The organism is Pseudomonas sp. FP603 (assembly GCF_030687415.1).
Classification (GTDB): Bacteria; Pseudomonadota; Gammaproteobacteria; order Pseudomonadales; family Pseudomonadaceae; genus Aquipseudomonas; species Aquipseudomonas wuhanensis.
Map to the genome: position 1 here is coordinate 2,841,084 of NZ_CP117431.1, position 13,245 is coordinate 2,854,328.

9 protein-coding genes and 1 pseudogene are annotated in these 13,245 nt (G+C 62.1%); 8 read left to right on the forward strand and 2 right to left on the reverse strand.

Annotation, left to right across the window (positions count from 1 at the left end; translation table 11 throughout):
- Positions 1 to 6 precede the first annotated feature (6 nt).
- Together PSH65_RS13305 and PSH65_RS13310 are read right to left on the reverse strand one after the other, a co-directional pair.
- Positions 7 to 1,050: an FUSC family protein gene (locus tag PSH65_RS13305; RefSeq protein ID WP_305426985.1), complete on the reverse strand. Its 1,044-nt coding sequence runs from the start codon at positions 1,048 to 1,050 to the stop codon at positions 7 to 9.
- A 44-nt stretch (positions 1,051 to 1,094) separates the two neighbouring features.
- The gene (locus tag PSH65_RS13310; RefSeq protein WP_305426595.1) at positions 1,095 to 2,720 is read right to left on the reverse strand and encodes an NADP-dependent glyceraldehyde-3-phosphate dehydrogenase; all 1,626 of its coding nucleotides are present in this window, start codon (positions 2,718 to 2,720) and stop codon (positions 1,095 to 1,097) included.
- Between the two features lie 189 nt (positions 2,721 to 2,909).
- Between PSH65_RS13310 and PSH65_RS13315 the strand changes: the two genes are divergently transcribed.
- The 8 genes and pseudogenes from PSH65_RS13315 (at position 2,910) to PSH65_RS13350 (ending at position 13,102) form a co-directional block, all read left to right on the forward strand.
- The gene (locus PSH65_RS13315; protein WP_007898185.1) at positions 2,910 to 3,797 is read left to right on the forward strand and encodes a Dyp-type peroxidase; all 888 of its coding nucleotides are present in this window, start codon (positions 2,910 to 2,912) and stop codon (positions 3,795 to 3,797) included.
- 16 nt (positions 3,798 to 3,813) lie between these two features.
- Positions 3,814 to 4,785 carry a Gfo/Idh/MocA family protein gene (locus tag PSH65_RS13320; RefSeq protein ID WP_305426596.1) on the forward strand — a complete coding sequence of 324 codons (972 nt, stop codon included), beginning with the start codon at positions 3,814 to 3,816 and terminating at the stop codon, positions 4,783 to 4,785.
- 133 nt (positions 4,786 to 4,918) lie between these two features.
- Positions 4,919 to 5,059: pseudogene (locus PSH65_RS13325) on the forward strand (gamma-butyrobetaine hydroxylase-like domain-containing protein); the annotation flags it as partial.
- Between the two features lie 67 nt (positions 5,060 to 5,126).
- Entirely contained in the window at positions 5,127 to 5,744 is a 618-nt protein-coding gene (gene lexA / locus PSH65_RS13330) for a transcriptional repressor LexA (protein ID WP_305426597.1), read from the forward strand.
- Complete coding sequence (gene imuA, locus PSH65_RS13335; RefSeq protein ID WP_305426598.1) at positions 5,744 to 6,361, forward strand: translesion DNA synthesis-associated protein ImuA; 618 nt, start codon at positions 5,744 to 5,746, stop codon at positions 6,359 to 6,361. The genes lexA and imuA overlap by 1 nt, the downstream gene beginning before the upstream one ends.
- 7 nt (positions 6,362 to 6,368) lie before the next feature.
- Positions 6,369 to 7,784 carry a DNA polymerase Y family protein gene (locus tag PSH65_RS13340; RefSeq protein WP_305426599.1) on the forward strand — a complete coding sequence of 472 codons (1,416 nt, stop codon included), beginning with the start codon at positions 6,369 to 6,371 and terminating at the stop codon, positions 7,782 to 7,784.
- Positions 7,760 to 10,858: an error-prone DNA polymerase gene (locus PSH65_RS13345; protein ID WP_370694686.1), complete on the forward strand. Its 3,099-nt coding sequence runs from the start codon at positions 7,760 to 7,762 to the stop codon at positions 10,856 to 10,858. Before PSH65_RS13340 ends, PSH65_RS13345 begins: the two co-directional genes overlap by 25 nt.
- A gap of 132 nt (positions 10,859 to 10,990) precedes the next feature.
- On the forward strand, positions 10,991 to 13,102 hold the full coding sequence (locus PSH65_RS13350) for a PAS domain-containing sensor histidine kinase (RefSeq protein WP_305426601.1): 2,112 nt from the start codon (positions 10,991 to 10,993) through the stop codon (positions 13,100 to 13,102).
- Positions 13,103 to 13,245 lie beyond the last annotated feature (143 nt).

A 13,245-nucleotide genomic window follows, 5' to 3' on the forward strand; every position in this document is an offset into this window, starting at 1 on the left:
ACAGCCTCAGATGTTCCAGCGCGGTGCGCTCTTCGCCAAGCGCTGGCGCATCTCGCCGATGTTCGCGGTCAATTGTCGGGTCAGTAATCGATAGCCATCCAGCGGACTGTAGACCGGCGCATCGAGCGTTGAGTCCGATGGCGACTCGGCTGGCCGGCTGAGCCGTTGCGAAGCGCCCGATTTCAATGCCCGGGCCATACCGATCAGTTGCACCCGAATCTGTCGGTGTTCGACTTTCAATGCCGATTGCAGATGGGCCATGGCCTCGGAGTCATCGGCATTCGGCCGGCTATTGCCGAGGATCTCCAGGATGCTGACGCACATCCGCAGATTGCGCTGAATCGCATCGAGTTCGGTCATGGAAACTCGCACTTCCTTGGACACCGAGGGCATCAATGAGCGCAGTTGTATCATCACCGTGTTCAAGCGATTCATCAGTTTGAGGTGTTCGTCAGCCGTGACGGATTCACCTTTGATGATGCGGCCGTAGATTGCCGCGCAGTCTCGCAACGCATCGGCCAGGTTGTAGCGCCAGGAGTACACCGCATAGAGCGGCAGGGCAAAGGAGAAGGCCAGTGCCAAGGCGATGCCGATCAGAATATCCACCCCGCGCCACAGGCCATCGGTGACCGGGTTGTCACCGTGCCCCGCGACGATAAACACGGTGATCGCCGACAGCAGCGCCGTGTAACCGCCCTTGCCGATGGCGTGGTACGAGAAGAATCCGCACACCACCGACATCGCGAAATAGGTCAGCCATGGCATCCCGAGCCAGGCCTGTTGCGCCACCAGCAACAAGCCGACACCGGCCCCGATCAAGGTGCCGATGGCTCGCTCGGCGGCTTTTTTGCCGATATTACCGTGGTGTTGCAAACCACCGATCACCACCAGCATGGTCACCGACGCCCATTCGCCGTGGGGCAGATGGATGCCGGTGGTCAACAGGATCGTCGCCAGCAACCCCAACGAAACCCGCACCGCATGGATCAGTTTGGCGTGGCGGTAGCGCCGGTACGGGTCCAGCAACGGACGCAGTATCCGGCGCAACAGCGGTGGCAGTCGAAGGCCTCTGATGATGCTCAGGCTCGGTGTCCTCAGAAGATGTAGTCAGTGGTCAGGAAGCTCGAGTTTCGTCCGCTGATGATCTCGCTGAGAAGCTCTTTGCTGCTCTCCTGGAATTTGGTCGCCACCAGGGTCCGAATCGAAAACACTCGCAGCGCATCATGCACCGACAGCGTGCCCTCGGCGGAATTCTTGCGGCCGTTGAACGGATAGGTGTCCGGACCGCGCTGGCACTGGGCGTTGAGGTTGATCCGGCCGACCTGGTTGGCGAAGGTGTCCACCAGTCTGCCGACCGCCACCGGGTTGGTGCCGAAAATGCTCAGTTGCTGGCCGAAGTCGGATTCCAGGACGTAGTCGATCACGGTATCCAGATGACGGTAAGGCACGATCGGCACGACCGGGCCGAACTGTTCTTCCTGATAGACGCGCATTTGCGGTGTCACCGGGTACAACACGGCCGGATAGAAGAACGATGCGCGGGATTCACCGCCGTTGGGGTTGACCACAGCTGCACCTTTGCTGACCGCGTCCGCCACCAGCGTGTGCAGATAGTCGACCTTGCCTGATTCCGGCAATGGCGTCAGGGCCACGCCGCTGTCCCATGGCATGCCGGGTTTGAGGCTGGCGAGTTTGGCGTTGAATTTTTCGATGAACGCCTCGACCACATCTTCATGGACGAAGAGGATTTTCAGCGCGGTGCAGCGCTGGCCGTTGAATGACAGGGAACCGGTGACGGCTTCGCTCACAGCATTGTCCAGATCGACCTCCGGCAGAACGATGCCGGGGTTCTTCGCATCCAGGCCCAGCGCCGCGCGCAGGCGGTGAGGCCTTGGGTGGAGTTTTTTCAGGTCGCTGGCGGCCTTGTTGGTGCCGATGAACGCAAAGATATCGATCTTGCCGCTGGCCATCAGCGCGCTGACGGTTTCGCGGCCGCTGCCGTAAATGACGTTGATCACCCCGGCCGGGAAGCTGTCGCGGAACGCTTCGAGCAGCGGGCGAATTAACAGCACGCCGAGCTTGGCCGGTTTGAACACCACGGTGTTGCCCATGATCAGCGCCGGAATCAGCGTGGTGAAGGTTTCGTTCAGCGGGTAGTTGTAAGGCCCCATGCACAACGCCACGCCCAGCGGAACGCGGCGGATCTGGCCGAGGGTGTCCTGTTCCAGTTCGAAGCGGCTGGAGCGGCGGTCGAGTTCCTTGAGGGCGTTGACGGTGTCGACGATGTAGTCGCAGGTACGGTCGAACTCTTTTTCCGAGTCCTTGAGGTTCTTGCCGATCTCCCACATCAGCAACTTGACCACCGCCTCGCGCTGTTCGCGCATGCGAGCCAGGAAGGTTTCGACGTGCTGGATGCGCTCGGCCACGCGCATGGTCGGCCACAGGCCCTGGCCGCGATCATAGGCGCGGACGGCGGCGTCGAGAGCGGTCAATGCGGTGTCGGCATCGAGCAGCGGCGTGCTGCCGAGGATCACTTGTTCATCGCCATTCGCGCCGCTCAGGTACACCGGGCTACGGACTTGGGCGAGGGGCCCGGACCAGGTTTTCAGTTCGCCATCGACCAGGTATTCGCGCTGCTCGGTCTGGCCGTTGAGGCGGTACTTTTCCGGGACGTTGTCGGCGGTGGGAAACAGGTTGCCAAGGATCTGTGCTGTGGTCATATCGCTACCCCGTCTGGATTGGGTGATGCACTGATGAATCGTTTTAGCAGACCTCGGACTCGCTTGTCATGGCTCATCTTATGATTTTTTTTGCGAGCTCGGCAGCTGCTACAGGGCGATCTTTTGCCCTGAAAACACACAAGTAACGATCCCCCGGTTAAACTTCACGCTCTTTCTGAAGGAGTTCATATGAGTTATTACCAGCCAGGCATTCTCGCCACCCCTGTTCCGCCTCAAGCTCGTCATATGTTCTTCGCCCTCGAATCCGCCGAGGCATTGCCGGCTGCGCTGGATAACCTGATGCGCCTGGTGGACGGAAAGTCGGCGGTCGTCGGTTTCGGTGAATCCCTGGTCAAGGCACTGCATGCGCAGATCGACGGGCTGCGCGCCTTTCCTGCGCTGGTCGGTGTCGGCGTCGACAATCCGTCGACCCAACATGCGCTCTGGTGCTGGCTGCACGGTGTTGACCGTGGCGAACTGCTCAATCGCAGTCATGCGATCGAGGCCGCGCTGGCACCGGCCCTGCGTCTGGTGCAGATGAATGAAACCTTCCGCCACATGACCGGCCATGACCTGACCGGTTACGAAGACGGCACCGAAAACCCTCACGACGAAGCCGCTGTGGCGGCCGCATTGTTGAGCGAAGGCGCGGACGGTCTGGTCGGTGGCAGCTTCGCCGCGATCCAGCAGTGGCAGCATGATTTGAAAGGCTTCCACGCGATGCCGTCCCATGAGAAAGACAACATCATGGGCCGTCGCCTGAGCGACAACGAAGAACTCGACGACGCGCCGATCTCCGCCCACGTCAAACGCACCGCCCAGGAAAGCTTCACACCCGAAGCCTTCGTGGTCCGTCGCTCGATGCCGTGGATCGAAGGCGATCGCGCCGGCCTGATGTTCCTGGCTTTCGGTTTTTCCCTCGATGCGTTCGAATCCCAGCTGCGGCGCATGAGCGGTCTGGAAGACGGCATCACTGACGGTCTGTATCGCATCAGCCGACCGATCACCGGCGGCTACTACTGGTGCCCACCACTCAAGGACGGTCGCCTCGACCTGCGCGCACTGCGCATCGGTTGAACCTGCGGGAGTGTCTATGAACGTGGTGCGCTGGGGCATGATTGGGTGTGGCAGTGTGGCCGAGCGCAAGAGCGGGCCGGCGTTCTACAAGGCGCCCGGCTCGGCGCTGGTGGCGGTGATGGGGCGGCGCCTGGAAGCGGTGAGCGATTACGCCGCGCGCCATGGCATTGCCCGGGTCTACACCGACGCCGACACATTGATCAATGATCCGGAGGTGGACGCGGTGTACATCGCCACGCCACCCGACAGCCATCACGCTTACAGCCTGCAAGTGGCTGCCGCCGGCAAACATTGCTGCGTCGAAAAGCCAATGTCGCTGAACGCCGGGCAAAGCCGTGAGATGCAAAAGGTTTTTGCCGAGGCTGGATTGCACCTCTTCGTTTCCTATTACCGACGCTCGTTGCCCCGCTTCCAGCACGTGCGGCAATGGCTTGTGGAGGGCCGGATTGGCGACGTCCGACACCTGACCTGGACGCTGACCAAAGCGCCTTCACCGAGCGACCTTGGCGGCACAGACAACTGGCGCACCGACCCGGCGATTGCCGGCGGGGGGTACTTCGCCGACCTGGCCAGTCATGGCTTCGACCTGTTCCAGTACCTGTTGGGTGACATCGTCGAGGTCGCCGGTTTCACTGCGCGTCAGGCTGGCCTCTATGCCGCCGAAGATGCCGTCAGCGCCAGTTGGAGGTTTGCGTCCGGGGCGTTGGGCATGGGCTGCTGGAATTTCGTGGCGGACCGTCGCGAGGACCGGGTCGAGGTGATCGGCAGCCAGGGCCGGATCAGCTTTTCGGTGTTCGACGAACACCCGGTGCAACTGGAAGCCGATGAACACCTCAGACTGCACATCGAACATCACGAACACATCCAGTGGCACCACGTGCTGGGCATGAACGCCCACATCCGTGGCGAAGCGCAGCACCCGGCGCTGGCCGAGCAAGCGTTGAAAACCGATTGGGTGATGGACCAGATCCTCAAGCGCGGCTGCTGATCTGCTTTTGTGGCGAGGGAGCTTGCTCCCGCTGGGGCGCGAAGTGGCCCCATTACTGTGTGCTGCATTTCATCAGACACACCGCGTGCATAGTCCATGACCGGTCGCGGCTATGAGGTGATCAACGGCCTGGAAAGTGGATGAGCGCATCCACGTGGTCGAACTCAACGCCCAAGGCTACGGCCTGCAACTGATCTTCAACGACGGCCACGAACGCGGCATCTACCCGTTGCCTTATCTGGCCGAACTCGGACTTGAAACCACCACTGGCTAATGTGGGAGCCATTCACAAGCATCAGCTGACTGGCGGTCCTTGTCAGGAAAAACCCAAAAGAGTACAAATGTACTCCATGACGACTTTAACTCCCCGCCGTACCGCCATCCTGACCTTCATCCGCGATCGAATCGCCGAACACGGTCAGCCCCCGAGCCTCGCTGAAATCAGCGAGGCCTTCGGCTTCGCCTCCCGCAGCGTGGCGCGCAAGCACGTGCTGGCACTGACCGAGGCCGGTTTTATCGAGGTCAATCCGCATCAGGCGCGAGGTATCCGGCTGCTGAATCAACCACCGCGGCCCGAACTGCTGGATGTTCCGGTACTCGGTCGAGTCGCGGCCGGTGCGCCGATTGGTGCCGATGCCGAGGTCCACAGCCGTTTGCTGCTTGATCCGTCGATCTTCTCGCGGCTACCGGATTACATGCTGCGGGTGCAGGGCGATTCGATGATCGAGGACGGCATTCTCGACGGCGATCTGGTGGGCGTGCGGCGCAATCCCGAAGCGGTCAACGGCCAGATCGTGGTGGCGCGGCTCGACGGCGAAGTCACCATCAAGCGTTTCGAGCGGGTCGGCGATTCTGTTCGCCTGTTACCACGCAATCCGGCTTACAAGCCGATCATTGTTCGCTCCGATCAGGATCTGGCCATCGAAGGCGTGTTCTGCGGTCTGGTGAGGCAAGGGTGATGGGCGCCGTCGTTGCGTTGGATGCGCTGTTCAATGGCGGCCAGGTCTGGAAGGGCCGGCCTGCGCCACCGGCCGTCAGCCCGCAACCCACGGGGCATGCGGCGCTGGATGCGGCATTGCCCACTGGCGGCTGGCCGGAAGCGGCGCTGACTGAAATCCTGTTGGCCGGGCAGGGCGTGGGTGAGTTGCAACTGGTGTGGCCAGCGCTGGCGCGGCTGTCGGCGGCGGGCGAGCGCATCGTGCTGGTGGCGCCACCTTACGTGCCGTATCCCCAGGCCTGGCAGAACGCGGGGGTCGATTTGCGGCAACTGTCGATCATCCAGGCCAGTGAGCGCGATGCGCTGTGGGCGGCGGAACAATGCCTGCGTTCGGGCAGTTGCGGGGCGGTGTTGTGCTGGCCGCACAAGGTCGACGATCGAGCGTTGCGACGTTTGCAGGTGGCGGCGGAAACCGGTCAGACCCTGGCGTTTGCCTACCGCTCGCTCAGTGAAGCCATCAACCCGTCGCCAGCGGCCCTGCGCATCGCCATCGACGCCAAACCTGCTCAGTTGCGGGTGCTCAAGTGTCGGGGCGGGCTGGCCCGTTCGGCGCCGATTGCCTTTGCCGTCGGGCATTGAGGTTGCCATGCGCTGGGTTTGCATTCTCTTCCCGCAATTGGCGCTGGACGCGGTACTGCGTCAGCGCCCTGACCCCGATGAGCCGCTGGCGCTGCTGACCGGTCCGGCCCAGCGTCGGGTGCTGCAAACGGTTAACGGTTCGGCGCGGGCGCTGGGCTTGCGGCCCGGCCAGTCGATGACCGCCGCTCAGGCCCTGAGTAAAGGGTTTGTCACCGCCGAATACGACGCCGCCGAGATCGAACACTGGCAGCAGTTCCTGGCTGCCTGGGCCTATCGGTTCAGCTCCCAGGTCAGCGTGCATTACCCGCGCGCCGTGGTGTTTGAAATCGAATCCAGCCTGGGGTTGTTCGGGCCTTGGCCGCAGTTCGAGGCGCGTTTGCGGGCGGAACTTGGCGAGCTGGGGTTTCGTCACCGGATTGTCGCCGCGCCCAACCCGGTGGCGGCGCGGGTGCTGGCCAACGTTTATGACGGTCTGGTGGTGCCGGACAATGACGCCTTGCAGCACCACCTCGGGCAGTTGCCCGTCGACCGGATCGCCCTGGAGCCAAGCGTTGCCACGGCACTGTCGCGCATGGGGCTGCGCACCTTGAGTCAGGTGCAGGCGCTGCCACGACATAGCCTGGCCCGGCGTTTCGAGGCTCAGGTGCTCAAGCATCTGGACACCCTGTTCGGCGAGCGACGGCTGGCGCTGGCGTTTTACCTGCCGCCGGACCGTTTCGATGTGCGCATCGAGCTCAACTTCGATGTGCAATCCCATCAGGCCTTGTTGTTTCCTTTAAGGCGATTGACCGGCGATCTGTCGGCGTTTCTCTGCGGCCGGGACAGCGGTGTGCAGCGTTTCGACCTGCACCTGGAGCACGCCGGGTTGCCAGACACGCTGATCAAGGTCGGCCTGCTCAGTGCCGAGCGTGATCCGGCGATGCTGTTCGAACTGGCCCGGGGGCGTCTGGAACAGGTTCAGGTCGAGGCGCCGGTGCGCGGTTTTCGTCTGCGCGCCGAAGACTTGCCGACCTTCGTGCCCCAGTACCAGGAACTGTTCGATGACCGTCCGCAGCAATCCTTGCCCTGGGAGCAACTGCGCGAACGATTGCGCGCACGATTGGGGGATGACGCGGTGCAGGGCTTGCGGTTCCAGGCCGATCACCGGCCGGAATGTGCGTGGCAGGCCAGTGTCGACAGCCAGGCCTGTGGGGTGCTGCCTGCCGTGCAACGTCCGGGCTGGCTACTGACTGAACCGCAGGCGGTACACGAAGGTTCGACGCGCATCCTCATGGGGCCGGAACGCATCGAGTCGGGCTGGTGGGACGGCGACGACGTGCGCCGCGATTACTACCTGATCGAAACCCGTTCCGGTCAGCAGGGTTGGGCCTATCGGGCGGTGGGTGAAGGCGGTCCGTTGTGGCTGCAAGGCTGGTTCGCATGAGTGTCGACTATGCCGAATTGCACTGCCTGTCGAACTTCAGTTTCCAGCGCGGTGCTTCCAGTGCGCTTGAGCTTTTTCAACGGGCGAAAAAGCAGGGCTATCAAGCGCTGGCGATCACCGACGAATGCACCCTGGCGGGTATCGTCCGCGCCTGGCAGGCGGCCAAGGCCGTGGAATTGCCGCTGATCATCGGCAGTGAAATACGCATCGAAGACGGCCCGAAACTGGTGCTGCTGGTGGAAAACCTCGAGGGTTACCAAACCCTGTGCCGCCTGATTACCCGCGCCAGACGCCGTACGCTGAAAGGCCAGTATCAGGTGCTGCGGGAGGATTTCGGCGAGCCGTTGCCAGGGCTGTTGGCGTTGTGGGTGCCGGACGCCGTCGATGACTTTGAGCAGGGCCACTGGCTGAAGCAGGCTTTCGCCGAGCGCCTGTGGCTGAGCGTTCAGTTACATCGCGGGCAGGACGACACCCGGCGACTGGCGGCGCTGCTGACTCTGGCGCGGGAACTACGGATCCCGGCGGTGGCCAGCGGCGATGTGCACATGCATGCCCGCGGCCGACGTGCCTTGCAGGACACCATGACCGCGATCCGCCATCACCTGCCGGTGGCCGAGGCCGGGTTGCGTCTGCACCCCAACGGCGAACGGCATTTGCGCAGCCTAGACGCCTTGCGCGATCTCTATCCGCAGGCACTGCTTGACGAAACGCTGAGCATCGCCCGGCGTTGCACGTTCGACCTCAGTCAGTTGCGTTATCAATATCCCCGGGAGCTGGTGCCTGAAGGTCACACGGCCACGTCCTGGTTGCGGGCGTTGGCAGGAAAGGGTGTTCGGTGGCGCTGGGAAAAAGGCCCTAAAGCCGAGGTGTTGGCGCAGATCGACAAGGAACTGCAGCTGATTGCCGAGCTGGGGTACGAAAGTTATTTCCTGACGGTTCACGACATTGTGAATTTCGCCCGTAAGCAACACATTCTGTGTCAGGGGCGCGGTTCTGCCGCCAACTCAGCGGTGTGCTATGTGCTGGGCATCACGGAGATTGACCCGGAGCGGAGCACGCTGCTGTTCGAGCGTTTTCTCTCCAAAGAGCGCAATGAGCCGCCAGACATTGATGTGGATTTCGAACACGAGCGGCGTGAAGAAGTCCTGCAGTACGTGTTCCAGCGTTATGGCCGGACCCGTGCGGCGCTGACGGCAGTGGTCAGCACTTACCATGGTGCCGGCGCAGTGCGCGACGTGGCCAAGGCACTGGGTTTACCGCCCGATCAGGTCAACGCCCTGGCCGACTGTTGCGGTCACTGGAGTGATCAGGCGCCGCCGGTCGAGCGTCTGCGTGAGGGTGGTTTCGATCCCGACAGCCCGGTGTTGCGCCGGGTGCTGAGCCTGACCCAACAATTGATCGGTTTCCCCCGGCACCTGTCCCAGCACCCTGGCGGTTTCGTGATTTCCGAACAGCCCCTGGACAGCCTGGTACCGGTGGAAAACGCTGCCATGGCCGAGCGCACCATCATCCAGTGGGACAAGGACGATCTGGATGCGGTCGGGCTGCTCAAGGTCGATATTCTGGCGCTGGGCATGCTCAGCGCGATTCGTCGCTGTTTCGATCTGCTGCGTCGGCACCGGGGCCGTGACCTGAGTCTGGCGACGGTGCCGGCCGAAGACCCGCAAACCTACGAGATGATTGGCCATGCAGACACCATCGGGGTGTTCCAGATCGAGTCCCGGGCGCAGATGTCGATGTTGCCGAGGCTCAAGCCCAAAAATTTCTACGATCTGGTGATCGAGGTGGCGATCGTTCGCCCGGGGCCGATTCAGGGTGGGATGGTGCATCCCTATCTGCGGCGGCGTAAGGGCGAAGAAGAGGTGAAATACCCGTCGAAAGAACTGGAAGCGGTGCTCAAGCGTACGCTGGGCGTGCCGCTGTTCCAGGAACAGGTGATGCAGATTGCGATTGTCGCCGCCGACTACAGCCCCGGCGAGGCCGATCAGTTACGTCGCTCCATGGCCGCCTGGAAGCGCCACGGCGGACTGGAGCCGCACAAGGAACGCCTGGCGGACGGAATGAAGAAAAACGGCTACACAGCGGAGTTCGCCGCGCAGATCTTCGAGCAGATCAAAGGCTTCGGCAATTACGGTTTTCCCGAATCCCACGCCGCCAGTTTCGCCTTGCTGACTTATGCCAGTTGCTGGTTGAAGTGTCACGAGCCGGCGGCCTTCGCCTGTGCGCTGATCAACAGCTGGCCCATGGGTTTCTACAGCCCGGACCAGATTCTTCAGGACGCCCGCCGGCATCATTTGCAGATTCGCCCCGTGGACGTGCGGGCCAGTGACTGGGATTGCAGCCTGGAACCGATCACCGGTGCGCAGCCGGCCATTCGCATGGGGTTGCGGATGATCAAAGGCTTTCGCGAGGACGATGCCAAGCGTATTGAAGTCGCCCGGTCGAAAGGGGCGTTTGCCGACATCGCCGACCTCGGCGAACGGGCGCGACTCGATGCCCGCGCTCAGGAGCAACTGGCCGATGCCGGTGCGTTGCGCGGGCTGGCCGGTGACCGGCATCGGGCGCGCTGGGAGGTGGCGGGGGTGCAGAAACAGCTCGGTTTGTTTGCCGGTTTGCCGAGTCAGGAAGAGCCGACGGTGTCTCTGCCCAAACCCACCGTGGGTGAAGACCTGCAAGCCGATTACAACAGTGTCGGCACCACCCTCGGCCCGCATCCGCTGGCATTGCTGCGCAGTGAATTGAAAGCCCGGCGTTGCCGCAGTTCGAAAGAGCTTATGGAGGTCGAGCACGGCCGACCGGTCAGCGTCGCCGGATTGGTCACCGGCCGGCAACGCCCAGGCACCGCCAGTGGCGTGACCTTCGTGACGCTTGAGGACGAGTTCGGCAACGTCAATGTGGTGGTCTGGCGCGACTTGGCCGAACGGCAACGGCAGGTATTGGTCGGCTCGCAATTGCTCAAGGTCGATGGGCGCTGGGAAAAGGAAGGCGAGGTGCGGCACCTGATTGCCGGGCGCTTGAGCGACCTGAGTTCATTGCTCGACGGCATCCATGTACGCAGCCGGGATTTCCGCTGAACCTGTGACATTCAGCTATACCTCTATGAAACCATTAGCGTCGGCGATGCTCGAAACAAACGGGCACGCACCGTCTCCTCACGCCGTTGCACTGCCTGAAAAGATGTCATTCACAGGACATAAGGCCAGTCGATGCAGTTTCTAGACGATAGCCACGGATGTACCGGCTGGAGCGGCGAAATGGCCGGACGCATTCGCGCGTTCGACTGGAGCCTGACCGAGCTCGGAAGCATCGATACCTGGCCCGCGAGCCTTTGCAGCGCGGTGCAGTTATTGCTCGCCTCACCCCTGCCGATGGTGATGCTGTGGGGGCGGCCCGGTTACATGATCTATAACGATGCCTACTCCAGATTCGCCGGTGGGCGCCATCCTTACCTGCTGGGTTCCCCGGTGGAGTTGGGTTGGCCAGAAGTCGCCGAATTCAATCGGCATGTGGTGGATACCTGCCTTGCGGGCGGTACCTTGTCCTATCACAACAAAGCCCTGGTGTTGTTGCGTGACGGGGTGCCCGAAGACGTCTGGATGGATCTTTACTACAGTCCCGTCGCCGATGATGACGGTCATCCCGCCGGGGTCATGGCGATGGTGGTCGACACCACTGACCATGTGATTTCCGAGCGCCGCCGCCAGGAAGCCGAAAGCGCCTATCGCGCCGACAACGAAAGAGTTCGCCTGGCGCTCAATGCCGGGGCTTTGCTCGGCTCGTTCGTCTGGGACATCAAGGCTAATGTGCTGTCTGCCGACGAACGCTTCGCCCGCACGTTTTCCTACCCGCCCGACCAGGATCTGGCTAACCTGCCACCGCTCATCGCCGAAATGCAGATTCATCCCGATGACCGTAGCTGGGTTCAGGAGCGGATCAATCAGTCGGTGGAAACCGGCATTCCCTATAACGCTGAATACCGGGTTCTGCGTCCCGATGGCAGTTACCTGTGGGTGCTGGCCAGCGGGTGTTGCGAGTTCAATGAGCAGGGCGAGGCGTTCCGCTTTCCCGGGGTATTGATCGACATCCACGAACGCAAGACTGCCGAAGAGTCGTTGCTCAAATTCACCCGCAACCTGGAGCAGCGAGTTGCCGACGAAGTCGAAGCGCGGCTGGCGGCCGAAGAGCAGTTGCGTCAGTCACAAAAACTCGAAGCCATCGGCGGTCTCACCGGCGGCGTGGCCCATGACTTCAATAACCTGTTGCAGGTCATCGCCGGCAATCTGCATTTGCTGGCGCGTCACGAGCCGGACAACGCCAACGTGCAACGTCGGGTCAGTGCGTCGATTGCCGCGGTCGAGCGCGGTGCCAAACTGTCTTCGCAATTGCTCGCGTTCGCCCGTCGTCAGCCTTTATCACCGGCGGTCTGCGATCCACGGCAGATCTTCGAAGGCCTGGGGGAATTGTTGCAGCGGGCGCTGGGGGAAACTATCCAGATCAAGGTGACGGCGCCTGACGCTCCATGGCATCTCTACGTGGACCGCAATCAACTGGAAAACGCCATTCTCAACCTCGCGATCAACGCCCGAGACGCCATGAACGGCGAGGGGACCATTGCCCTGAGCGCCGAGAACATTGCCCTGGACCGCAGGTTTTGCGCAGGCAAGGGCATCGTCGCCGGCGACTATGTTTGCGTCGCGGTGGCTGACACGGGTGTCGGCATGCCGCCTCAAGTGCTCGCACAGGCCTTCGAACCGTTTTTCACCACCAAGGCCGACGGCCAGGGCACCGGCCTGGGTTTGAGCATGGTGTTCGGTTTCGTCAAACAGAGCGGCGGGCACATCGAGATCTCCAGCGTCGTCGGGCAGGGCACTCGGGTGCAACTGTATTTCCCGCGTAGCTTGCGCCCATTGCCCGGTGAAACAACGCGCCATGATCCGCAGCACCGTGGCGGGCACGAAACCATTCTGGTGGTCGAGGACAACGAAGCGGTGCGTGGCTCTGCGGTGGACCTGTTGCGTGAAGAGGGCTATCAGGTTCTGACCGCGGCCAACGGTGACCTGGCCATGCAGATGTTGCTCGATGGCGTAGCGGTGGACCTGATCTTCACCGATGTGGTCATGCCCGGTCTGATCAAAAGCTCGGACCTGGCCGCCTGGGCCAAGGTGCAGAATCCTCCGGTAGCCGTGCTCTTTACCTCCGGGCACACCCGGGACATTATTTCGCGCAATCACCAACTCAGCCCCGACACTTATCTGCTGAGCAAACCTTATGGCCCTGAAGCGCTGTTGAGCATGATCCGCAGTGTGCTGAGTGGTTGATTCCGGATTTGCATTGACTGCGCAAGCCCGCTCCCACATTTAATTTGTGTCAGGTCATTGGTGCGAGGTCTTATCGCTCCTGCCAGTTTCTGACAGCAGCCTCTGCTAAGCTCCGGCGACTTCCAGAAAGGAGCCTGCCGATC

Bases quoted from the DNA above. Each gene is read 5' to 3' on its own strand.
- PSH65_RS13310 (WP_305426595.1), bottom strand. From the start codon at position 2,720: ATGACCACAGCACAGATCCTTGGCAACCTGTTTCCCACCGCCGACAAC.
- PSH65_RS13315 (WP_007898185.1), top strand. From the start codon at position 2,910: ATGAGTTATTACCAGCCAGGCATTCTCGCCACCCCTGTTCCGCCTCAA.
- PSH65_RS13320 (WP_305426596.1), top strand. From the start codon at position 3,814: ATGAACGTGGTGCGCTGGGGCATGATTGGGTGTGGCAGTGTGGCCGAG.
- lexA (WP_305426597.1), top strand. From the start codon at position 5,127: ATGTACTCCATGACGACTTTAACTCCCCGCCGTACCGCCATCCTGACC.
- imuA (WP_305426598.1), top strand. From the start codon at position 5,744: ATGGGCGCCGTCGTTGCGTTGGATGCGCTGTTCAATGGCGGCCAGGTC.
- PSH65_RS13340 (WP_305426599.1), top strand. From the start codon at position 6,369: ATGCGCTGGGTTTGCATTCTCTTCCCGCAATTGGCGCTGGACGCGGTA.
- PSH65_RS13350 (WP_305426601.1), top strand. From the start codon at position 10,991: ATGCAGTTTCTAGACGATAGCCACGGATGTACCGGCTGGAGCGGCGAA.